This window comes from Cobetia sp. Ld8, assembly GCF_045066615.1.
Lineage (GTDB): Bacteria > Pseudomonadota > Gammaproteobacteria > Pseudomonadales > Halomonadaceae > Cobetia > Cobetia amphilecti.
Genome location: NZ_JBISHF010000008.1, coordinates 889,624 through 910,713, shown reverse-complemented (window position 1 = coordinate 910,713; position 21,090 = coordinate 889,624). Strand labels below are relative to the sequence as shown.

Sequence of the window (21,090 nt, the reverse complement as noted above, 5' to 3'; positions counted from 1 at the left end):
CGACGTGGCCGTGCTTGCCTGGCGGCGTCGCGCTGAAGGTTACTGGTCGACCATCTCGCCCTGCAGCGTGACGGGAATGTCGCCGACCAGCTTGCCGTAGCCCAGCAGGTTGAGCAGGGTGCTGCCGACCTGATTCCTGGCGACTTCTGCACTGTCCAGTGAAATGGGGTCGGCGTTGATGAAGGTCAGGTGGGTGGCATCCTGACGGGTGACCTCCAGTGGCAGGGTCTCGCGGTGGGTGCGGTTGCCATCGGTTGCCGAGAAGGGCACCTGCATGCGCGTCGTCTGACCGGGCTCCAGCGCCGCGATGGCCAGCGGATCAAGATTCAGGGTCAGCGTGGCCAGGCGCATCTGGCTGACGCCGGACAGCCACGGCGGCAGCTCGCCGACCTTGTCGAGCAGGTCGGTCTGGCCGACGCTCAAGGGAATGCTCATCTTGCCGTCATCTCCCACGGTGCCGCTCAGGCCATTGAGGTGATGCACGTGCTCCACATTGCCCTGGCTGCCCTGCGCGGTCAGCGTCGCGGTGGCGCCGCTGCTATTGGGCACCAGCTGCCAGGCGGCTTGTGTCGGCAGGCTGACACCGATGCCACTCATGGCGAAGGCCAGTGCCGCGGCCTTGATCGGGGCGCCGAAGCGGCTTTTGGCGGCTGTGGCGGTGAGGCGGCTGGCGGGTTTGCCGGTCGAGCGACGCGCAAGCGTGCGACTCAGGGCGCGGGTCCAGCGAGAGAAAGGCAATGACATGTCATGACTCCTGATGGCCAGGGGCTTGATCGGGCGAGGCCCGCCATGAGCGCCTGGAAAAGATTCGATGCTGCAGATGGGACATTGGACAGGCGGCGGCTCCAAGGGTTCGCGACACTCGTCGCAGCCGCAGGCTGACGGGGATGATCAACGCACATCTCGCGCCGCAGCCGGGAGGGGGAAATCGCTATGTTGTTGAGTTTTCGGGCTTTCCCGAGGCTCATGCTTTCGCTATCATATGCGCGCTGCATGGGCCCATAGCTCAGTTGGTTAGAGCACTCGACTCATAATCGATTGGTCGCAGGTTCAAGTCCTGCTGGGCCCACCATGCATGCCTTCCAGTGGGGTTACATTCAGCTGATGCTCAAAAGATCCAGTGCCCCGACAAGTCGCCAATGGCGGCTTTTTTTGTGCCTGTCACTTCGGCCTCTCTTGCTGTTCTTTCTTTCTCTTGTTTCCCTTCTTTCCCCCCACCAGTGCATCAATGGCGTGATTTCTCGTGGTCCTGAACCACGAACGCCCCATGCCGTGGGGCATGAGGCGTTTTCCTCTGCATTGGCGCGGATCATCCGGTTCGGGTGATCTCTTGCAGGGTCGCTATCACTGAGTCTCTTCTTCCATTTCCTGCTCAGTGTCATTGGCGGCACCGCTGATGGCATTGCCGGCGGTGGTCAGCGCATTGGCGGTCGCCTGACGAGTGTCCTGCCAGGCGCTGGCAGCGGTGTTCTTGGTTTCATCCCAGGCCGCTGCGGCGCTCTTGCGCGTGTCTTGCCACCAGTCGGTGGTGTAGTTCGGCTGCTGCTCGAACTCGCTCACATCCATGTCGAGGTGGATGCGGTATTCCAGGGCATCCAGATCATCGCCCTGTTCGGTCTCGAGGGTGAACTTGCCCGTTTCCACGACGTACTGGTTCTCGTCCAGTCCCATGGAGTCATCGCTTTCGACGACCAGAGCGGCGACCTGCATATTGTCGTCGAGCAGGACGTCCTCGACTTCACCGATCACGTTGTTGTCATCGTTCTGCAGGTAGACATCGGCATCCATCAGCTCATCTGCGGAGTAGAGCCCCTGCGGACTAGCCATGGCCATGCTGGTAGTGGACAGCAGCGTGGTCGCGGTGATCGCACCCAGAATCTGTTTGCGGTTCATATTGCTCATGCCGTACTCCTTGCGTGTTGAATCGGTACTTCTGGTCCGGTCCATCAAGCGCTTTCTTCTCGCTCGTGGCGCAAATGAATCGCCAGAACCATGACCCTACCCACTGAGATCTTGACGAGACCGACAAGTTTCAAGGGGGTGGAAGAAAAACTTGTACGAGAATTCCTCTGTCTGTCATATGCAAGGTGTAAAGGGGCAATGTCGTCGTGCCAAGAGAGTGAGCTTTCTGGTGCTCCATAACTGTCGCGAACAGGCCGCCCGCAAGTGCTCTGTCAGCAGGGCTCTGACGAAGGGTTCGAGTAGAGGGGGCGAGCAGAGAGATGAGGTGCTGAAGGATTGCGTGCATGCCAAGGCCCGCGCCGTTCAAGCATGAAGTCGAGGCGATGCACGTGGATATGTCGCAATCAGTGCTCGTCCAAGGCTTTTTCTGCTCGCTGATTGGCTGCCTGGCGAGTGGAGCAAGCTGTTTTTGCACGTCAAAAGAGGCTTTTTTGTAGCGAAGTGTTACACAGCTCTGGCGGGGCGCTCTCGTGCTATAGCGGGCGCATGGGGAGAGGTAAACGCTTGATCAGCGCACACGAAAACGCCTGCCAATGCGTCTACATTAGCTATACAGATACGTTCTGATACGTGTTAAAACTTGTACAAGGTTTTGGAAGTGTCTAACTTTGCAACTGTCGAAGCGCGGCGGGGCAGGAGATCACCCTGATACAACATTGATGGAGCCGCTGAGCCGCTTTTTCAATCCCTTGTCAGGTTGCAGCAAGTTTTCACATCGTCATGCCGCCCGCTCCACCGGTTTCGAGCACAAGGTTTTCATCATGGATCCAATGGAGGGCATCGAGATGAACACAGTACGCAAGGTTCCCATGGAGTGTTCACGCTGTGGCAGCAACCGGGTTCACCTCGAAGATTCCCCGGCAGATGATGACATCGTCAGTTGTGCAGAATGTGATGAGTTTCTGGGTGTCTGGTTCATGTTGCGTGATCGCCTTGAAGTCAGTGCCCGCAAGCGAGCTGTGATTGACCCGGCCCTGATGGCGCAGAAGGTGGTCCAGCAGCTGGACGTCTCGGCCTGAAGCAAGCGCCTGTCAGGTCCAGTGTTCGCCAGTGCGTGTGAGGGCGCACAATAATTTTTACCTCAGTGCCAGTCGGATTCGCTGTTTCGCCCTGGTAGCGGGCTTGTTGCCCAAGGCAGCGAAACTGAATTTCTGGCACTGCAGGTGGAGTCGATATTTCCGTGATACCGCTGACGACCGTTCAGCGTCCTGGTCGACCTGGGGCGAGCCGCGTTGCTTCCGCGCTAGGTCCTGTTCTGCCTGAGAGTGTTTTCCCGGCCTTTGGCCGGGATTTTTTTGGCTTCAAGCCCATGAATGCCCGTCTGACGCCCGTCTGAAGAACGATGCGGCGGATACCTCCTGATCTGGTATGCGTTTGATCTGCGTCATTCGCGAGGTGTTATCAGACTGTAAGATAGTGCTGTCAGACTCTTGCCGGTCGCTCTGCCATGAAGTGTGTTCCGCGCTCTGCGCGATACCTTTCGCAGTCGTGAGCGCAGAGACTGACCAGCGATAAAATTGTGGCATCTAACCGAAAGTGCAATGGAGTCTGTCGCTATCTGTCTCCATCATGCGCACGCAAACCGAGCCACGTCTTGATGTTTTCTGTACTGAGAATCTGGTCATGACATCGTCATCTTTTGCGTCGAAAAGGAGTTCGCGCATGTTTACCTCATCAGTCCCGACCCGTAATGGCCCTCAGTGTCCCGAATGCAACGAAGCGCTGGATTGGCCTGCCCGTGATCTGCCGGATGATCACATCCTCAAGTGCCCCAACGGCCATGCGTTGTGTTCAATGGGCGATTTTCGCCTGGCGGCACGTGAGATGGCGCTGCAGGAAGAGTTCCGCCTGACGCGTGATGGCGCTAGGTCACACTGCCAGCATCGTGTGCCGGAGCGCCCCGTCGCGCGCATGTCCAACACCGCAAGCCACGCCACCAGCCATGAGTCGCTTGCCGGCAGCATCAGCGCTGCGTGACATCTGTCTGTTCGCGTCTGCCCCTCAAGCCCCGGCCACCGTGCCGGGGCTTTGCGTCTGAGCGCAGTGCCTGGCAGTGCCTGGGTGAGGTATCTCGGTGAGGTAGCTCGAGCCGAATGACGAGCGACTCCCCGCCAGCGGGGTTGCATGCCGTGTGAGTGGCCCCATGTATTGGGGAGACGCCAATCGACCAGCCTCAAGGCGAGCGGCCCAGACACCGAACAGGAGAATGCTTCATGTCCGATCTTTCCGAGGAACTGCGTATTCCCAAGCCGTGCCCGGACTGTGGCAGCCAGCGAGTCCGCGTCTCGCAGGTCCACAATCCCGATGACAAGGTGTTCTGTGCGTCCTGCGGTGCTTACGTCTGCCTGTATGCCGATGTGGCCAGGATGCGAGAAAAGGGCGCGAGCAGCGAAGCGGAAGAGCTGCTGGAGCAGGCCTCCAACAAGGGTATGAAGAAGTGACCTGATCTCTGGCAATGAGACACCGACAAAAGAAAAGGCCCCCCACCGTGAGGTGAGGGGCCTTTTCTTTTGTCAGGCGCATTTCATGTCAGGCGCAGGCCCTGTGCTTGCGGGCCCGCGCCTGAGTTCGCGTCTAGCTCTCGTCACCCTGGCTCGGGGTGGAGGCCTTGGCGATGGCGCCAGTGTTGTCGGCGGCTTCCAGCTTGGCCAGCATGTTCTCTGACTGACGCTTGAAGTTGGCGAGCGCCTTGCCGGACAGAGACTTGTTGTTCGGCAGTTGAACGCGCATGGCATCGACCTGGCGGTTGTTGACCATCACCTCATAGTGCAGGTGCGGGCCGGTGGAACGGCCGGTGTTGCCTGACAGGGCGATCTTCTCACCCATGGTCACGCGCTCGCCTTTCTTGACCAGCGGGCGTGAAAGGTGCAGATAACGGGTCTTGTAGCCGTTGTCCATGCGCAGCACCAGATAGCGACCGGCCAGCGGGTGGTTGCCGACCAGCTCGACGACGCCATCCGCGGTGGAAAGCACCGGCGTGCCGGTACGCACCGCAAAGTCAGTGCCCTTGTGTGGGCTGATGCGTCCGGTCACCGGGTGGCGACGGCTGAGGTTGAACGGCGAGCTGATGCGCGCCTTGTGCGCCAGCGGGTAGCGATTGAAGGCCGGGTCGAGGCCCTTGCCATCAGGGGTGTAGTAGCGGCCATCGCTGCTGTTGCGCACCACGGTCAGTGACTTGCGAGAACCTTCATAGCGTGCGGCGAGGATGCGGGAATCCATGCTGGTACCGTCGATCATGTCGGACTCGACCAGCACCTGGAACTTGTCACCCTTGCGCGTATCGCGACGGAAATCGATCTTCTTGCCCAGCACCTGGGTCAGCTGGCTGACTTCCGAGACGCCCAGGCCAGTGGCTTCTGCCGACAGGGAGAAGCTGCCACTGACCGTACCGGCGAACATGCGCTGAGTGGCCTGGGTCGCCTTCTCGATCTTGGCGACATTGAAGCTTTCACCGCCGGCCTCACGCTTGACCATGAAGCCGCGACGCGCGTCCTTCATGATGCGCAACGCCAGCAGGTTGCCGTCTTCATCCAGCTTGTAATCGAAGTTGTCGCCGATGCGCCAATGCGTCAGCGCACGTTTGTCAGGCAGGGCCTTGAGGATGCGCGTGGTTTCGCTGTAGCCAAGGCCCAGCGAGCGCTCCGCCATCACGGCGAAGGTGTCGCCGGCCTGCACGGTATAGGTCTGCCACTCGGGCACATAGACTTCCTCGGCTGCCAGCTCGGTCTGCAGCGTCGGGCTTTCGCCGAGCTCGACCGGGTCGACGGAGAGGTCGTCATAGGAGGTGCCGCCGGCCTGTTCATCGGTCGCGGTGCCGATGACGGCTTCTGCGGTCTTCACCGCCGCCGGCGCCAGTGCCACGATCGGGCCTGCCGTCTGATTGTCGGGATGATAGTTGGCATCCGTCAGCAGCGTCGGCATGTCGAAATCGATGGCGACTATCTCGCTGGGCGTCAGCGCTGCCAGCGGAATATCACCGGAGGCCGAGCTGGCCGCTGTCTGATTGCCGAGCTGTGCCGGGCTCAGGGGAGACTGAGTGTCATCGGCGGCAGCAATCGCCAGCGGCAGCTTGGCCGGGGTGCTGGAATTCGCACTGGCCAGGTCGATGGCGATGGACTGTGAGGCCGTAGAGACATTCGGAGCATCGAATGTTTCGAGAAGCTTGTGAGCACCCAGCACGGTAACCATGGTGGCAACAGGTAAAAGAAGATACTTGTGCGCGCGAGGGAGCGAATGAAGGATTCGCAGCATATGTGACCGATAAAGTTATGTGAAATGAAAAGATGGCAACAATGAGGCATTCGAACCTTAACCAAGGTTCCCATCGTTCGATAGGCTGGACGCATGTCCAGTATGAGTAATTCAACCCTGTTTAGATCATTGACGGTGCAATTGGCGGTACCGGCAACATGAGGTCTGGCGAAAATAGCGCCATTTTTGCTTAGGAAACGCTGTTCAGGCAGTAAATTCTGCTTAGTGTTAAATTTTGTAAAGTTACGCAAAATAGCGTACTTGGCCTCCTGCATTTAGAGGATGCCAACCTGATGTCCGAGGATTGCGACCAGTTGTCGGGAGTCTGACAGCACAGAATGCTCTTTTGCTCCCCTCGGGTCGCAGTATCAGATGTCTGGTTTTTTGCGTCTGGCATGTCACGATTGCCCCGTGCATTCCCGCACGCCCCGCAAGAGGAATCCCGATGTCGTCACGCGTGACACTGGCTCAGTGGCAGATGCTGGCTGCCGTGGTGGACCACGGCAGCTTCGCGCGCGCGGCGGCCGCGATCCACAAGAGCCCCTCGACCCTGAATCACGCCGTGCATCGCCTCGAGGCCTTGCTGGGCGTGCAGGTGCTGGAGCCGGTCGGGCGCAATGTCCGGCTGACCGAGGCGGGTGAATTGCTGCTGCGCCGGGCGCGTCAGCTGATCGAGAATGCGCGGGCACTCGAGGATGTGGCCGATGCGCTGTCGGCGGGCATGGAGAGCGAGATCGCCATCGCGGTGGATCAGCTGTTTCCGCCGGATGTGCTGGCACGGGCGCTGGAAGCCTTCTCGACGGCCTACCCTCAGGTGCGTGTCCAGCTGCACGAGACGACGCTGACCGGCGGGCGCGAGCTGTTCGAGGAGAAGGAAGCGGACCTGTTGATCAGCGGTCTGATGCTGGATGGCCATCTCGGCACCCCGTTGCTGCGTGAAACCTTCATCGCCGTGGCGGCGCCGGGGCACCCGCTGCACGCCCTCGGGCGGCCGCTGGATCTGCGTGATCTCGTGCAGCATCGCCAGCTGGTGGTACGCGACAGCAGTCGTTCCAGCGGCATGGATGCCGGCTGGCTCAAGGCCGAGGCGCGCTGGACGGTGAGCCACCTGGCCACGTCAGTCGATCTTGCCGAACGCGGGCTGGGCTTCGCCTGGCTGCCCCGTACCCGCATGAGCGAGGCCCTGGCCCGAGGGCGGCTGCTGCCACTGCCGCTGGCCAATGGCGGCGAACGCGAAGTGTCGCTGATGCTCTATCTGCCGGACGATGATCGCGCGGGCCCTGCCGTCCGGGCGATGAAGGCGCAGCTGCACGCTGCCGTCGAGCAGGAGGCAAGCGAGCGGCGCTCCTGAAAGCGTATAGGGTCTGAAAAGCGTGAGGGCTTGAGAAGAGCGCGCGGCGTGATCGTTCGAGAAACTCGATCGTTGCCACGCAGTGAATTCGCTTGCGCTGTCGCGCTCGGCTCTTAGGCTGGTGGCATCCCCTCAAGCCATATAAGGAGCGTGCAAGATGGGCTTACTGGTCGACGGCAAGTGGCAGGATCGCTGGTATGACACCGACAGCACCGGCGGTGAATTCAAGCGCGAGAGCGCGCGGCTCAGGGATTGGGTCGTGGCGCCCGATGCCCCGCTCGAAGGGCCGCAGGGACAAGCGGCCGTGCCCGCCAGTGCAGACCGCTTCCATCTCTACGTCTCGCTGGCCTGCCCCTGGGCGCACCGCGCGCTGATCATGCGCTCTCTCAAGGGACTCAAGCCGCTGGTCGGCATGTCCTACACTAGCCCATTGATGCTCGAACATGGCTGGAGCTATCTTGAGGAAGAAGGCTCCAACGGTGACCCGATCAATGGCGTGCGCTATCACCACCAGCTCTACACCCTGACTGACCCGCACTACACCGGCCGTGTCACCGTGCCGGCGCTGTGGGACAAGCAGACCGGTCGCATCGTCAACAACGAGTCGGCGGAACTGGTGCGCATCTTCAATGACGCCTTCGATTCGCTGACCGGCAATGATCTGGATTTCTATCCCGAAGACCTGCGCGGCGAGATCGATGCCCTCAATGCCGAGGTCTATGACAAGGTCAACAATGGCGTCTACAAGACCGGCTTCGCCACGCGGCAGGAGGTCTACGAGCGTCACTTCACGGCGCTGTTCGAGTGCCTGGATTCACTGGAGCGCCGGCTGGCCGACTCGCGCTATCTCACCGGTGAATGGCTGACCGAAGCCGACATCCGCCTGTTCACCACCCTGATCCGCTTCGATGCCGTCTACTTCGGACACTTCAAGTGCAATCAGCGCCGTATCGCCGACTATCCCAATCTCTCGCACTATCTGCGCGAGCTGTATCAGTGGCCGGGCATCGCCGAGACCTGTGATCTTGCGCATATCAAGACCCACTATTACGCCAGTCAGCAGACCATCAATCCCACCGCTATCGTGCCGGTCGGCCCGAGCCTGGCGCTCGACGCGTCCCATGACCGCGAGCGTCTGCCGGGCCAGGGCATTCGTCGCCACGCCTGAGGTCTTGAAGTCTGAGTTGATGGCGCCCGAGTTGATCGCGGCCGAGCTGGTGGCGCCCGAGTTGATGACGAGCAGCGGTGGTTGGGTCAGGCGCGCGGTGTCGGGCGTCTGATCTTGGCCAGCCAGCGGTCCAGCGCATTGCCGAAGTCGCGTTGCTCGCGCTGGCCATAGGCGGACGGGCCGCCGGTGTGCTCGCCGCTGGAGCGCATGCTCTCCATGAAATCGCGCATCTGCACCTTGGCGCGAATGTTGTTGCTATCCAGCGCCTCGCCGCGGGTCGTCATCACCAGCGCGCCTTTCTCGATCGCTTCCAACGCCAGCGGCAGGTCGGAGGTGATCACCATGTCACCGGGGTGGGCGCGCTCGACGATCAACTGATCGGCAGCATCTGCCCCTTGTGGGACCGACAGCGCCTTGACGTGCATCGAGCGCGGCAGCGGCACCTGATGATTGGCGACGAACCAGGTGGGGGTCGCGGTGCGTTCCGCCGCGCGCACCAGGATGTCACGCGCGGCGCGCGGACAGGCATCGGCGTCGACCCACAGCGTGGTGACATGCTCGGCGGGATGTTGTGGAGAGGGGGCGTCATGGTCTTGCGCGTCAGTCATGCAGGCTCCTGTCAGGTGGCTGTTCAGCGAGTCGTGATGGCGGGGCGCATGCCTGCCCGAGGGCGGGCGGCCTGCGACCAAGGTCAAAAGAAAGGATGCAGAATGCGTGAGAGGCTGCTAGAATGCCAGCTCCTCGCATGTAGTGACCCACCATCCTGAGTAGCCGAAGCCGGTGATCGCCTTTATTGACAGGCCTTCAGACGGAAATTTCGCGCCTCCCGGACCGCGTGGCGTAGCTTGCCCCAGCCATCCGTGACCCCTCGATTCGATCGATGTCCGGCCGCCGCGATGCAAGACCCGTCCCTGTCCACAGTGTGCATGATGGAGCGCCCCGAGACTCTGAGTAGAAGAGCCTCTGGTTGCTGTACGGTCGCCGCAGCGTTGTGCCTGAAAGTGGAATTGCGTCCACCTTCAGAGCAACCCGGGCCCGTCCATGCCAAGACGTCCAGCACTCGTACGTTTTTTCTGATGATGCCAGCGCCTCGTGCCTGACTGCATCGCCAGACGGAGCCCTTACGCTTCGTGTCGGTTCAACCCGACCCATTCTTCAGCTGCAAGCCTTACTTGTAGCCATTTAGGTGTGAGATATACATGACCACGACTTCCGTCGTCGATCGCTTCAGCGATCTTGCCCTGCTGCCTGCCGTCCTGACCTCTCTCGAGAAGCTGGGCTACGAAACTCCGTCCCCGATCCAGGCTCAGACCATCCCGAGTCTGCTCGAAGGCCGTGACATGATCGGCCAGGCACAGACGGGTACCGGCAAGACCGCTGCCTTTGCACTCCCGCTGTTGACCCGTCTGGACCTCGACCGCCGTGAACCGCAGGTTCTCGTGCTGGCCCCGACCCGTGAGCTGGCCCAACAGGTCGCCGTCAACTTCACACGTTACGGTCAGTTCATGCGTGGCCTGGAAGTGGCCACTCTCTGCGGTGGTCAGGACTACCGCGAGCAGATGCGTAGCCTCAAGAGCGGCGCGCAGATCGTCGTCGGCACCCCGGGTCGTGTCATCGACCACCTGGACCGCAAGAGCCTGAACCTGAACGGCCTGAAAGCCCTCGTGCTGGATGAAGCCGATGAGATGCTGCGCATGGGCTTCATCGATGACGTCAAGCGCGTCGTCGCCGATACCCCGAAGGAAGCGCAGCGCGTCTTCTTCTCCGCAACGCTGCCGACCGAGATCGAGCGTATCGTCAACCGCTACCTGGTTGATCCGGTCAAGGTTGCCATCAAGTCCGAATCGCGTACCGCTTCCACCATCGAACAGATGATGGTGCGTGTCGAAGGCGGCGCCAAGCTCGAAGCGCTGTCCCGTCTGCTGGAAGTCGAGACCGTCGATGCGGCCATCGTCTTCGTGCGTACTCGTGCCGCCTGTACCACAGTCGTCGAACAGCTGATCGCTCGCGGTATCTCCGCGGCAGCGCTGTCCGGTGATCTGGACCAGTCCCTGCGCGAGCGCACCGTGACTCGCCTGAAGCGTGGCAAGGTCGACGTGCTGGTCGCGACCGACGTCGCCGCTCGTGGTCTGGACGTGGCGCGTATCACCCACGTCTTCAACTACGACCTGCCGGGTGACAGCGAATCCTTCGTCCACCGTACTGGCCGTACTGGCCGTGCCGGTCGTGAAGGTCGCGCCATCACCTTCGTCAGCGGTCGCGAAATGCGCAAGGTTCGCTGGATGGAGCAGGCCCTGGGCCAGCGCATCACTGAACGCCAGCTGCCGAGCGAAGAAGAGATCCGTGGTCACCGTGACGCCGCCTTCCGTGCTCGCGTCGTCGAAGCCCTGGGCAGCAGCTCCAACGGTCACCGCGCTCTGGTCCAGAGCCTGGTCGAAGAAGGTCACGATCCGGTCGAGCTGGCCGCTGTCTTCGTCAAGATGGCTCGCGCCGAAGAGACGCCGATCCAGTCTCTGCCGAAGCCGGGTGCGCGTCGCAACGAGCGTTCCGAGCGCGGTGAGCGCACCGAGCGTCCGGAACGCGGTGAGCGTCGCAACTCCGCGCCGGTCGCGCGTGAAGGCATGAAGCTCTACCGTGTGGCCGTCGGCCATCGTGACGGCGTCAAGCCGGGCCAGCTGGTTGGCGCTCTCGCCAACGAAGGCGGCATCGAAGGTTCACGCATCGGTCGCATCGACATCCGCAACACGCACAGTGTCGTGGAACTGCCGAGCGGTCTGCCGACCAGCATCGTGTCCAAGATGGCGCGTGCTCGCGTCGCTGGCCGCCCGCTGGAACTGGCAGAAGACGGTGCGGGCGCTCGTCCGCAGCGCCGTGAAGGTGGCAACGACGACCGTCGTCGCGCCTGATCAGGCCTGAGTCGGGTCGGCACTGATCGCAGTGCTGGCCACGGCTTCTGAAAAGACCGGTACCTCTCACGAGGTGCCGGTTTTTTTGTGCCTGGACGAAAGGCGTCACCGGGGCTGGTATCCTGTGCTGGCATAGGTCCACCGCTCATCGTAGCTCCACCGCTCATCATAGCTCCACCGCTCATCATTTCCCGAGGATGCCCACATGATCTCTTCACTCGATGCCTTGCGCCGTGGCCTGCAGGCCACGCCTGCCCGCCAGCTGTTGCTGTGCGCTCTGCTGGCGACCCCCTGGCTGCCACTCAGTGCGGCCCACGCCGAATCCGGCATGCCCGCCAGCAGCGCCACGCCGGAGATTCGCGTCCCGCTGGTCTCGCTGGAGGCCCTGCGTCTGGCGCCGGTGGTCTCACCGCAGGGCGAGGCGCTGGGCAAGGTCGAGGATGTGCTCAGCGATACGCGTGGTCAGATCCATCGCCTGCTGATTCGCCCTGACGGCGGTGACAAGGCGGCCAGCATCGACTTCGCGCGCTTCACCCGTGAGGCGGTCAGTGACCCGCTGGCGGCCGCGGCGCCCGGCGACATCCGTTACCGCCTGGTGCTCGACATTACGCCGGAGCAGCTGATGGCCCGTGCGGACCAGCCGCTTTCCAATCGCCTGTCACGCCAGCTGGAACGCAGCATGGGGGAGGTCGGCAACGGGCTGGACACCTTCCGCAATCAGGCGGCGGAGGTGCTGCGTTCACTGGGCAAGCAGCTTGAAGGTGAGGGCGATCGATAGCATCTGGTGGAGAGAGACCCGCAACCACCGAGAGGGAATGCATGAGTGAGTGGATGACAGCACTGCACGATTGGAATCTCGACCCTGCCGCCGCCGTTGCCAAGCAACGCGAAATGGCCACTCGACTGACGCTGACACCGCCCTGGGGAGCAAGCCCCGGCGAGTGGCCAGCGACCATCACCGGTGTCGATATCGGTTTCGAGGATGAGGGCGAGGTGACACGCGCGGCGGTGGTGACGTTGGATCTGGCGACGCTGGAGCCCCTCGAGCAGCAGCTGATCCGTCAGCCGACACGCATGCCGTATATTCCGGGCTTGCTGTCGTTTCGGGAGCTGCCCGCCGCCATCGCCGCCCTCGAATCGCTGGAGCGTGCGCCCGAATGCCTGATGGTGGACGGCCATGGCATCGCGCACCCGCGCCGCCTGGGCGTGGCGGCGCATCTCGGCCTGTGGTGTGACCTGCCATCCTTCGGCGTGGCCAAGAAGCGTCTGTGTGGCAAGCATGGCGAACCGGGCGATGAGCGCGGCGACTGGGTCGCGCTGACCGATCGCGTGCGTGAGGCGGATGGCGAGCTCGGCATCATCGAGAATAGCGAGCTGCCCAAACGCGAACAGCGCAGCCAGCTGGGCGCCGTGCTGCGCTCGCGCGCGAAGGTCAAGCCGGTGTTCGTCTCGCCGGGCCAGCGCATGAACCTGGACACGGCGCTGGCGATGACCCTGCACTGTCTGGGCAAGACCAAGCTGCCCGAGCCGACCCGACTGGCGGACCAGCTCGCCAGCCGGCGCCTCAAGCGGCTACGTAATGCCTAGCGACAGTCAGCCCTCAATCTCCAGTCGGCTCTGGCCGTTGCCCGAGGGGCGCACCGCGATACGCACCGGAATGCGTTCATGCATCTCGGCCACATGCGAGATGACCCCGACGCGCCGGCCGCTGGCCTGCAGGCCATCCAGCGCCTCCATCGCCAGGGCCAGCGAATCCGGGTCGAGGCTACCGAAGCCTTCATCGATGAACAGCGATTCGATGCGCAGCTCACCGGAGGCCATGCCCGCCAGGCCCAGCGCCAGCGCCAGTGAGACCAGGAAGGTCTCGCCGCCAGACAGCGAATGCACGCTGCGCAGCTCGTCACCCATCTCGGTATCCACCACCACCAGTCCCAGCGGGCTGGCGCCGCGCGCCAGACGATAGCGACGAACCAGATTGGCCAGATGCAGATTGGCATGCTCGATCAGGCGCTCGAGGTTGAAGGCCTGGGCGATGGTGCGGAACTTGGCACCACCGGCACTGCCGATCAGCTCCGACAGCGCGCCCCAGCGTTCATGGACTGCGCGGGCGCGGGCCAGCTGCTCGCCAAGTTCGGCGCTGCCGCTGCGTCGCTGATCATCATTGAGTATCGCCGCCTGCGCCGATTGATGGGCCTCGCGCACGGCAGTGAGGGGTGTCTTGAGCGCCGCGATCAGAGTGACCAACGCCTCGCCAAGCGCGTGGGTATCTTCCTCGGGCTGTGGCTTCGCATCCTCCGGCGCACCAGCGGCATCTTCTTGCGGGGGTTGCACATGGGCCTGCAAGCGAGCATGCAGCGCCAGGGCCTGCTGGGCCTGGGCGCGAATGACGCCCGTCTCTTCCGTACCTGAAGCTCCGTCTCCTGCGGTGCCTTCTCTCGCCGTGCTTACTCTCGCCGGACCTTCTCCAGCGGTACCTGCTCCTGACGTCTCCACGGCGGGCGCTGCCAGCTGCTCGAGTGCTGCCAGCTGTTCGAGTGCTGCCTGCCAGCTGGAGGTCCGAGCGGCCTGCCAGTGTTTGAGCTGACGCGCATTGCGCTCATCACACAGGGCATCCGCGCGTGCGACGCGCTCGTGGGCGCTGCGCAGTTGCTGGCGCAGTGCCTGCAGCTCGTGATCCTCGACGGCCAGCAACTCCGCGATGCGCGCGTCATCCAGGCCGGGATTCGCGGCCTGCCAATGCACGCGTTCGCGGTCGAGCGAGTCTTGCTCCTCGCGCAGCTCCGTCTGGCGTTGCTGCAGGTTGGCCTGCTGCTGCGTCAGCTGCTGTTGCTGGTCGCTCAATTCCTGCAGTGCCTGCCGCGCATCCTCTTGCTCGTTGCGCATCCGAGTGGTCAGCGACTCGATCCAGTCGGACCAGTCGCTCACGCTGGCATGCTGCCGCTTGGGGTCTGCGCTCAGCTGCTGGGCAAGCGTGGCGCTGAGTTGCTCGATCTCGCGCGCCAGCGCAGTGATGTGCGTCTCGCACTGCTGAAGCTGTGCTTCGCCATGCTGGCATTGCGTCGTCAGCGTGGCATGGCGTGTTGCCAGTGCCTGGCGTTGCTCACGCAGCGGCGTCAGCTGACGCAGTGTCGTCACCAGTGTGTTCTGGCGGGCGTCCAGTTCCCCAAGGCGCTGCTCGATCAGTTGCAGTGCGTGGGCAGCCGGCAGCTGCGGCAAGGGGGCAAGCTGGGGTTGCTCTGACAGCGAGTGCCGGGCCAGAAGGTCGGTCAGATTCGTCTGGCAGCTCTGCGCCTGCTGCTGCAGGCGTTGCAGCTCCGTGTGCAGCTGGGTCTGTTCCTGCTGCAGATAGCCGAGCTGCTGCTCGAGGCGGGCGTGCTCGTGACCGGCCGTCTCCATGGCTTGCTGCGCGGTAGCCGTGGCCTGGCGGCGCTGGTCAAGGCGCTCGCGAGCCTGCTGCTCCAGCTGAGCGATCAGCGCCTCGGCCGGTGCGGCCTGGCCGGCGGCGGGGTGCTCGTGGCTGCCGCACACCGGGCACTCCTCGCCCTGGACCAGCCCGCGGCGCAGCGCCATCACGTTGTCGCTGCGCGCCAGACGCTCTTGCTCCTGCTGGCGGCGCTCGGCGTCTTCCTCGTGACGCGCCTGATCGCGGGCCTGCAATGCCTGCGCCTGCCGGGCAGCCACATCCCGCAACGCCTGTTGCTGTCGGGGCAGTTGCTGCTCCAGCTCGACAAGACGCTGCTGCACCTCATCACGGCGGGCCAGACCACTGATCTGCTCGCTGAGTACGGGCTTGAGCTCCAGTAGTGCATCGCGCTGACGTTGCAGCTGGTCACGATAATCTTCGGCATCGCTCAGCGGCTGGCCGGACTCGTCGACCAGCGTCGCCTGCAGCTGTTGGAGTTGTTGCTCCAGCTGCTGGCGCTGGCGATCCTGTGCCTCCAGCTCCTGCTGATGTTGGCCGAGCGTGTCGCGCAGGCGGTGCTGTTCACTCTGCTGGCTGGCGTGTGCTTCGCGTTGTTGCGAAAGGCGCGAGGCCACCTGACGTGCCTCTTCAAGCTTCGGCAGTTGCTCGCCGCGCCAGGTATCACAGCGCTGCATGCGTTCATCGGCGGTGTGCCTGGCGGCTCTGGCCTGCTCAACCCTAGGCGACAGAGTGCCGAGCTGCTGCTCCAGCTGGGCCAGTTGCGTGACCAGCTGCGCATGCTGCGGCGCGATCGCCTTGAGACGCAGCAGGGCAGGGCGAATCGGCGCGAGGGCCTCCAGGGCGCTGAGTTGCTCGCGCTGACGGGAAAGCCCATCACTGGCGGCGTGGGCCTCGGTCTGCTCCTGCTGCGCCTGACGCAGCGCCTGTTCGAGCTCGCCCGCCGTGGTGGTCCACTGGTGATAGGCCGTCAGCGCATCATGCTGTTCGCTGAGCCGGGTCATGGCCGTCTGGCGCAGACGGACCTCCTCCTCGAGCGCCTGGCGTTCCTGCGGGCTGGCCGGCAGCTGGCCCTCCAGCTTGCGCTCCAGTTCATTGACGGCCTCGCGGGCGGCGCGCTCGCGCTCATGGGCGGCCATCGAGATCTCGGAGTAATGGCCGGTATCGGTCAGCTTCTCCAGCAACTCCGAGCGTTCATTGTCATTGGCACGCAGGAAGGCGCTGAACTCGCTCTGCGCCAGCAGTACGGCGCGGGTGAACTGCTCGAAATTCAGCCCCAGCCTGTCGATGATCAACGCCTTGGCGTCATTGCTGGTGGTGTTGAGGGTCTGAGCCGGCTGGGTGTCATCGCCGGTGGGCAGCAGCTGGAGATGTTGCTTGGCATTCTGCAGGCGCCCGCCGGGCTTGCCGCGCGCGCGGCTGACCGTCCAGCTGGCGCGATAGCGCAGGCCGTCGCGGCCGATGAAATCCACCTCGGCCTTGCCTTCGCCGCAGCCACGCCGGAGCAGGCTGCGCGGGTCCTTGAGCGTCAACTGATGCTCGCCGACATCCTCCAGCTGGCCGCCACTCGGCGTCTGGCGCAGGCGCGGCGTGGTGCCATAGAGCGCCAGACACAGGGCATCGAGCAGCGTGCTCTTGCCGGCCCCGGTGGGACCGGTGATGGCGAACAGGCCGGCATCGGACAGCGGCGCCTTCTCGAAGTCGACTTCATGTGCGCCGGCCAGCGACGCCAGGTTGTCGAGGCGCAGGGCGAGAATCTTCATGCCTGACCTCCTTTGGCCTTGTCTGCCGTGCCAGCCTTGTCTATCGAAGCCGCCTTGTCGGCCTTGCGAGCGGGCCGGGTGGTCGGCTCGCCTTCGAGGCGCGTCTCGCGCGCGGCCTCGACCTCCTCGAGCAGCTGGGCGAAATCCTCGATCAGCGTCGGGTCCGGCTCACTGTCATAGGTGGCGCGATAGTGACGCTCGAACAGCCCCATCGGCCCCAGCTCATCGAGCTTCACGCCTTTCGGCGCGCGATGCTCGGCACTGGGTGCCGGGTAGCGGGTGACCAGCTTGATCAGACGCAGCGGCGCGCCTTCCAGCAGTGCCTCGATACGGGCGCGCAGGTCGATCAGTGGGGCTTCCAGCTGCACGGTCACTTCCAGCCACGGCCAGCGTGTCGGCTCGAGATCCGCCTGCGCCTCGGCGACCAGTGCCGTGAGCTGGGTGGTGATCTCGGCCAGGGGCGCAGGCCCGACGCGCGTGAGCGCGACATGGCAGGGCACGCGATGCTCCTCGACCTTCTCCAGGCTTTCATTGTTGAGCGTGACATCGAGGATGCGGTGACCGTAGTCGACCTCGGAGAAGTCCATCGCCAGCGGCGTGCCGCAATAGCGGATGCGCTCCTCGCCGCCTACGCGTTGCGGGCGATGCAGGTGGCCCAGTGCCACATAGGCGATGTCGTCGGGGAACAGGCTGGTCGAGAGCGCCTCTTCGCCGCCCATCAGGATCGGGCGCTCGCTGTTCTCGGACACCTCGCCGTCACGCATGTGGGCATGGCCCATGGCGATCAGCGCCTCGCCGGGCTGTCGGGCGGCGCGCGCAGCACTGACCAGCTGCTGGTGCACGCGGGCCACGCCGTCGCGGTAGGCCTCGCTGCGGGTGCGTTCGGCCTTGCCTGCTGCTTCTCCTCCCTGCTCGGCTTGCTCGCCGCTGCTCAGGCCGGTGACCTCGGCCGGGCGCAGGAAGGGCACCGCCAGACACAGGGCGCGGCGCTTGCCGTCACGATCATGCAGGGGCACCAGCAGATGCTGGCAGTCGAGACTGTGGGCATCGCCGCCGTCGGCGGAGTCATCCACCCAGCGCACGCGACCCAGCGCATGGGTCTTGAGACGTGCCAACAACGCGGCCGGCAGCTCGATGCGCGAGCCGGAATCGTGATTGCCGGCGATCATCACGATCTCCAGCGCCGCGTCCTGCTCGTGGGCGCGCACGATGAAGTCGTAGAGCAGTTCCTGGGCGGCCAGGCTCGGGTTGACCACATCGAACAGGTCTCCGGCGATCAGCAGCGCATCCGGCGCCAGAGTCTTGAGCTGCCCGAGCAGCCAGTCGAGAAAGGCAGCATGCTCGACGTGACGGCTCTGGCCGTGAAAGCTCTGGCCGAGATGCCAGTCGGAAGTGTGCAGAAAGCGGAAGCTCACGATGGGGTCCTTGCGAAGTCGTCTGGCCGGCGGCTGGGGCAAGCCGGGCCGGGTGAAATGCTGCCCAGTGTACGGTCTGGCTTCGCTGGGGCGGAAGAGGGCGCGGCCTCAAGCCGCTCAAGGTGCGGCGCATTATCAGGCAGATGATCTGGATCAAGGCCTTCCACGGGCAAAATCGACAAAAGTCGCTACGCTGAAAGTCGAGGCCCTTGTCATTCACCGACAAACCCACGCGATGGCAGCGTGTGGGAGTTGCCTCAAGCGAATCACATCAGCGGAGAAGCCCGCACGGGGCTTTCTTGCGCACAGTCTTCGCAACGTCTTCAAGCTGACTTGGATAACAATCAGGCTGGTGACAGAGGATGCTGTTACCGACGCCCAGAGATGACAGGAAGGATTCGAAATGCGCCAAGGTCTTTTTGCTTCACCTCGTCCCGACAATCTCGGCCTGCATGATGGCATGCTGGCTCCGGCTCCCAGCACCCCCAACGGGGTCAGTTCCCAGGCCACTGACAGCAAGCATTATGTCGCGCCACTCCCGATGCCGCAGGATTGCTGCGTCAGTGCGATGGAGAAGTTGCACGGCATCATAGAATCGATGGGTCATGCTGAAATCGTCAGCGAAGATGGCGGCTATCTGCACGCCGAGTTCCACACCCCCGTGCTGGGCTTCGTCGATGATGTGGAAATCGTCTGCAATGAAGAGGAGGGGGTCTGCCATGTGCGCAGCGTCTCGCGCAGAGGGCATTCCGATCTCGGCAAGAACCGCCAGCGGGTCGAGGACATTCGCCAGCGCCTGGAAGGCTGGGGCTACTGCAGCTGACGCTTGTCGATGAACCTGAACCTGAGCCTCGGGCGTCGCCCGGCAGGCGAGAGAAGATGACTCACTGCATGACACCCACCACGTCCCTCATTGCTTGAACTGCACAGGATGACGATCACCACCCCGGTCCGCCTTCTCGAGGCGCCGGGGTTTTTCATGCCAACTCTTGGCAAGGTCGGCGTGATTTCCCGCAATACCCCTGCCAAACAGTGAGCGAACGCTACCCAGCCAAGGTCGCCTTTGCTACTCTGGACGCGATACATGAGACGCATGATTGCATCGATCTGTATTGTGTTTTTTGCAATACAGTGATGCGTCGTACGCTGGCAGGATTCCGCATGATCGCCACGCCTCCGGGGCAACCCCGGTGCTTTCAGTCATCATCAGCACGACTTCCGCTCCGTGATCGATGATGTCTCTCGGTTGGATGATGTCTCCCGACAAGATGATGTCTCCCCGACTGAAAGCCTCCAAGACAAGATGTGCGACGCGTGAATCACCCTTGACCATCGCTGGACACCAGCCCCCGCTAAACAGAGATCCATGAACGATTCCGTCCCCGCAGCGGGCTCCGCCCCCGCTGCACACGATTTGCCAAACGAAAATTCGCTCAAGCGTGGTGACATCAAGGTTCTCGGTCTGTCCGCTCTCGGCGGCGCCCTCGAGTTCTATGACTTCGTCATCTTCGTGTTCTTCGCCACCGTCGTCGGCCAGCTGTTCTTCCCGCCCGACATTCCCGAGTGGCTGCGTCAGGTGCAGACCTTCGGCATCTTCGCCGCCGGTTATCTGGCGCGCCCGCTGGGTGGCATCATCATGGCCCACTTCGGCGATACGCTCGGCCGCAAGAAGATGTTCACGCTTTCCATCTTCATGATGTCGCTGCCGACCCTGCTGATGGGCATGCTGCCGACCTATGCCGTCATCGGCATGTGGGCGCCGCTGCTGCTGATCATCCTGCGTCTGTTCCAGGGCGCGGCGGTAGGCGGTGAGGTGCCGGGTGCCTGGGTGTTCGTCAGCGAGCACGTTGCACCGCGTCACAATGGCCTGGCCTGCGGCACGCTCTCGATGGGTCTGGTGGGGGGCATCCTGCTCGGCTCGTTGATGGCCAGCGCCATCAACAGTGTCTACACCCCGCAAGAGGTCAGTGATTTCGCTTGGCGGATTCCGTTCATCATCGGCGGCGTGTTCGGGCTGTTCTCGGTCTATCTGCGTCGCTGGTTGCACGAGACGCCGGTATTCGCCGAGATGCAGCAGAAGAAGGCGCTGGCCGCCGAGCTGCCCTTGAAGATGATCCTGCGGGAACAGCGTCCGGCGATTGCCGTGGCGATGGCGGTCACCTGGATTCTGACCGCTGCCATCGTGGTCGTGATCCTGATGACGCCGAGCCTGATCGCGGGCCTCGAGGGCCTGAGCCGTGCCGCGGCCTTCTCCGCCAACAGTCTGGCGATCGTGGCGGTGTGCGTCGGCTGCATCGTCTCCGGTTACATGGTCGATCGCATCGGCGCCGGCGTCACCCTGGTGCTGTGGAGCGCCTTGCTGGGCATCACCTACTGGGTCTTCCTCGCCACCATGCACTCAGACCCCAGCCTGCTGGTGCCGCTCTACTGCCTGACCGGCTTCAGCGTCGGCATCGTCGGCGCGGTGCCGAGCATCGCGATCCGCGGCTTCCCGCCGGCGGTGCGCTTCACTGGCCTTTCGTTCTCCTACAATGTCGCCTACGCCATCTTCGGTGGCTTCACGCCGATTCTGGTCTCGCTGATGATGACCGTCTCGCCGCTGTCGCCCACCTGGTACGTGGCGGCGCTGTCGCTGATGGGCGTGGTGCTCGGCCTGTGGCTGGCGATCAGCCCGCGCGGCCGTGAATTGATGCGCATCGTCTGATCAGCGTGTCTGCTATCGCAGGATGAGAGGCAGGCCCTTGTGGCCTGCCTCTGCCTGAAAACGCGCATCACCCTCTGGGTGGTGCGCGTTTTTCGTTTGGGCCGGCGCCACGGCGACGCTAGGATAGAACCATTCATTGTCTCTTCCGC

The 21,090-nt window shown here is 63.3% G+C and carries 16 protein-coding genes and 1 tRNA gene; 11 read left to right on the top strand and 6 right to left on the bottom strand.

All coding sequences use genetic code 11. The features are described from left to right. Positions 1–39 precede the first annotated feature (39 nt). Positions 40–744, bottom strand: coding sequence for a hypothetical protein (locus ACJJV2_RS14770; protein ID WP_054555345.1), 705 nt, complete (start codon positions 742–744; stop codon positions 40–42). Positions 745–995: 251 nt separating this feature from the next. Here ACJJV2_RS14770 and ACJJV2_RS14765 point away from each other — a divergent pair. Beyond that, a tRNA-Ile gene (locus ACJJV2_RS14765) sits at positions 996–1,072 on the top strand. A gap of 272 nt (positions 1,073–1,344) precedes the next feature. Here ACJJV2_RS14765 and ACJJV2_RS14760 read toward each other — a convergent pair. Next, positions 1,345–1,902: a PRC-barrel domain-containing protein gene (locus ACJJV2_RS14760; RefSeq protein ID WP_405281960.1), complete on the bottom strand. Its 558-nt coding sequence runs from the start codon at positions 1,900–1,902 to the stop codon at positions 1,345–1,347. A 668-nt stretch (positions 1,903–2,570) separates the two neighbouring features. Here ACJJV2_RS14760 and ACJJV2_RS14755 point away from each other — a divergent pair. The 3 genes from ACJJV2_RS14755 to ACJJV2_RS14745 all read left to right on the top strand — a co-directional run bounded on the left by ACJJV2_RS14755 (position 2,571) and on the right by ACJJV2_RS14745 (position 4,403). Beyond that, positions 2,571–2,981: a hypothetical protein gene (locus ACJJV2_RS14755; RefSeq protein WP_405281958.1), complete on the top strand. Its 411-nt coding sequence runs from the start codon at positions 2,571–2,573 to the stop codon at positions 2,979–2,981. 643 nt (positions 2,982–3,624) lie between these two features. After that, positions 3,625–3,939, top strand: coding sequence for a hypothetical protein (locus tag ACJJV2_RS14750; RefSeq protein WP_405281957.1), 315 nt, complete (start codon positions 3,625–3,627; stop codon positions 3,937–3,939). Positions 3,940–4,175: 236 nt separating this feature from the next. Then, positions 4,176–4,403, top strand: coding sequence for a hypothetical protein (locus ACJJV2_RS14745; protein ID WP_405281955.1), 228 nt, complete (start codon positions 4,176–4,178; stop codon positions 4,401–4,403). Between the two features lie 133 nt (positions 4,404–4,536). Here the strand turns inward: ACJJV2_RS14745 and ACJJV2_RS14740 are convergent, their stop codons facing one another. Next, entirely contained in the window at positions 4,537–6,150 is a 1,614-nt protein-coding gene (locus ACJJV2_RS14740) for a peptidoglycan DD-metalloendopeptidase family protein (RefSeq protein WP_405281953.1), read from the bottom strand. Positions 6,151–6,658: 508 nt separating this feature from the next. On the opposite strand from ACJJV2_RS14740, the gene ACJJV2_RS14735 reads away from it, so the two are divergent. Continuing rightward, positions 6,659–7,564 (top strand): LysR family transcriptional regulator, encoded by a 906-nt coding sequence (locus tag ACJJV2_RS14735; protein WP_284892618.1) that lies wholly within the window; start codon positions 6,659–6,661, stop codon positions 7,562–7,564. A gap of 157 nt (positions 7,565–7,721) precedes the next feature. Then, the gene (locus ACJJV2_RS14730) at positions 7,722–8,732 is read left to right on the top strand and encodes a glutathione S-transferase family protein (protein WP_405281951.1); all 1,011 of its coding nucleotides are present in this window, start codon (positions 7,722–7,724) and stop codon (positions 8,730–8,732) included. 86 nt (positions 8,733–8,818) lie between these two features. Here ACJJV2_RS14730 and ACJJV2_RS14725 read toward each other — a convergent pair whose 3' ends face one another. Next, complete coding sequence (locus tag ACJJV2_RS14725) at positions 8,819–9,340, bottom strand: YaiI/YqxD family protein (RefSeq protein WP_084589335.1); 522 nt, start codon at positions 9,338–9,340, stop codon at positions 8,819–8,821. Positions 9,341–9,931: 591 nt separating this feature from the next. Between ACJJV2_RS14725 and ACJJV2_RS14720 the strand changes: the two genes are divergently transcribed. The 3 genes from ACJJV2_RS14720 (at position 9,932) to ACJJV2_RS14710 (ending at position 13,225) form a co-directional block, all read left to right on the top strand. Beyond that, positions 9,932–11,638, top strand: coding sequence for a DEAD/DEAH box helicase (locus tag ACJJV2_RS14720; RefSeq protein ID WP_043333127.1), 1,707 nt, complete (start codon positions 9,932–9,934; stop codon positions 11,636–11,638). A gap of 205 nt (positions 11,639–11,843) precedes the next feature. Continuing rightward, on the top strand, positions 11,844–12,416 hold the full coding sequence (locus ACJJV2_RS14715; protein ID WP_405281948.1) for a hypothetical protein: 573 nt from the start codon (positions 11,844–11,846) through the stop codon (positions 12,414–12,416). A 53-nt stretch (positions 12,417–12,469) separates the two neighbouring features. Beyond that, on the top strand, positions 12,470–13,225 hold the full coding sequence (locus ACJJV2_RS14710; RefSeq protein ID WP_405281946.1) for an endonuclease V: 756 nt from the start codon (positions 12,470–12,472) through the stop codon (positions 13,223–13,225). Positions 13,226–13,231: 6 nt separating this feature from the next. Here the strand turns inward: ACJJV2_RS14710 and ACJJV2_RS14705 are convergent, their stop codons facing one another. Further along, entirely contained in the window at positions 13,232–16,822 is a 3,591-nt protein-coding gene (locus tag ACJJV2_RS14705; protein WP_405281944.1) for an AAA family ATPase, read from the bottom strand. Then, complete coding sequence (locus ACJJV2_RS14700; RefSeq protein ID WP_405281942.1) at positions 16,819–18,237, bottom strand: exonuclease SbcCD subunit D C-terminal domain-containing protein; 1,419 nt, start codon at positions 18,235–18,237, stop codon at positions 16,819–16,821. Before ACJJV2_RS14700 ends, ACJJV2_RS14705 begins: the two co-directional genes overlap by 4 nt. Before the next feature lie 403 nt (positions 18,238–18,640). Here ACJJV2_RS14700 and ACJJV2_RS14695 point away from each other — a divergent pair, with 403 nt between their 5' ends. Both ACJJV2_RS14695 and ACJJV2_RS14690 read left to right on the top strand, forming a co-directional pair. After that, positions 18,641–19,060 carry a DUF1499 domain-containing protein gene (locus ACJJV2_RS14695; protein WP_043333122.1) on the top strand — a complete coding sequence of 140 codons (420 nt, stop codon included), beginning with the start codon at positions 18,641–18,643 and terminating at the stop codon, positions 19,058–19,060. Positions 19,061–19,603: 543 nt separating this feature from the next. Then, a complete protein-coding gene (locus ACJJV2_RS14690; RefSeq protein ID WP_107335530.1) occupies positions 19,604–20,941 on the top strand; it encodes an MFS transporter in 1,338 nt (445 codons plus the stop codon). The last annotated feature ends 149 nt before the right edge of the window (positions 20,942–21,090 follow it).

What these genes read in the sequence shown, in the direction of transcription:
- ACJJV2_RS14770 (WP_054555345.1), bottom strand. Translation starts at nt 744, where the DNA reads ATGTCATTGCCTTTCTCTCGCTGGACCCGCGCCCTGAGTCGCACGCTT.
- ACJJV2_RS14760 (WP_405281960.1), bottom strand. Translation starts at nt 1,902, where the DNA reads ATGAGCAATATGAACCGCAAACAGATTCTGGGTGCGATCACCGCGACC.
- ACJJV2_RS14750 (WP_405281957.1), top strand. Translation starts at nt 3,625, where the DNA reads ATGTTTACCTCATCAGTCCCGACCCGTAATGGCCCTCAGTGTCCCGAA.
- ACJJV2_RS14745 (WP_405281955.1), top strand. Translation starts at nt 4,176, where the DNA reads ATGTCCGATCTTTCCGAGGAACTGCGTATTCCCAAGCCGTGCCCGGAC.
- ACJJV2_RS14740 (WP_405281953.1), bottom strand. Translation starts at nt 6,150, where the DNA reads ATGGTTACCGTGCTGGGTGCTCACAAGCTTCTCGAAACATTCGATGCT.
- ACJJV2_RS14735 (WP_284892618.1), top strand. Translation starts at nt 6,659, where the DNA reads ATGTCGTCACGCGTGACACTGGCTCAGTGGCAGATGCTGGCTGCCGTG.
- ACJJV2_RS14730 (WP_405281951.1), top strand. Translation starts at nt 7,722, where the DNA reads ATGGGCTTACTGGTCGACGGCAAGTGGCAGGATCGCTGGTATGACACC.
- ACJJV2_RS14725 (WP_084589335.1), bottom strand. Translation starts at nt 9,340, where the DNA reads ATGACTGACGCGCAAGACCATGACGCCCCCTCTCCACAACATCCCGCC.
- ACJJV2_RS14720 (WP_043333127.1), top strand. Translation starts at nt 9,932, where the DNA reads ATGACCACGACTTCCGTCGTCGATCGCTTCAGCGATCTTGCCCTGCTG.
- ACJJV2_RS14715 (WP_405281948.1), top strand. Translation starts at nt 11,844, where the DNA reads ATGATCTCTTCACTCGATGCCTTGCGCCGTGGCCTGCAGGCCACGCCT.
- ACJJV2_RS14710 (WP_405281946.1), top strand. Translation starts at nt 12,470, where the DNA reads ATGACAGCACTGCACGATTGGAATCTCGACCCTGCCGCCGCCGTTGCC.
- ACJJV2_RS14705 (WP_405281944.1), bottom strand. Translation starts at nt 16,822, where the DNA reads ATGAAGATTCTCGCCCTGCGCCTCGACAACCTGGCGTCGCTGGCCGGC.
- ACJJV2_RS14695 (WP_043333122.1), top strand. Translation starts at nt 18,641, where the DNA reads ATGCGCCAAGGTCTTTTTGCTTCACCTCGTCCCGACAATCTCGGCCTG.
- ACJJV2_RS14690 (WP_107335530.1), top strand. Translation starts at nt 19,604, where the DNA reads ATGAACGATTCCGTCCCCGCAGCGGGCTCCGCCCCCGCTGCACACGAT.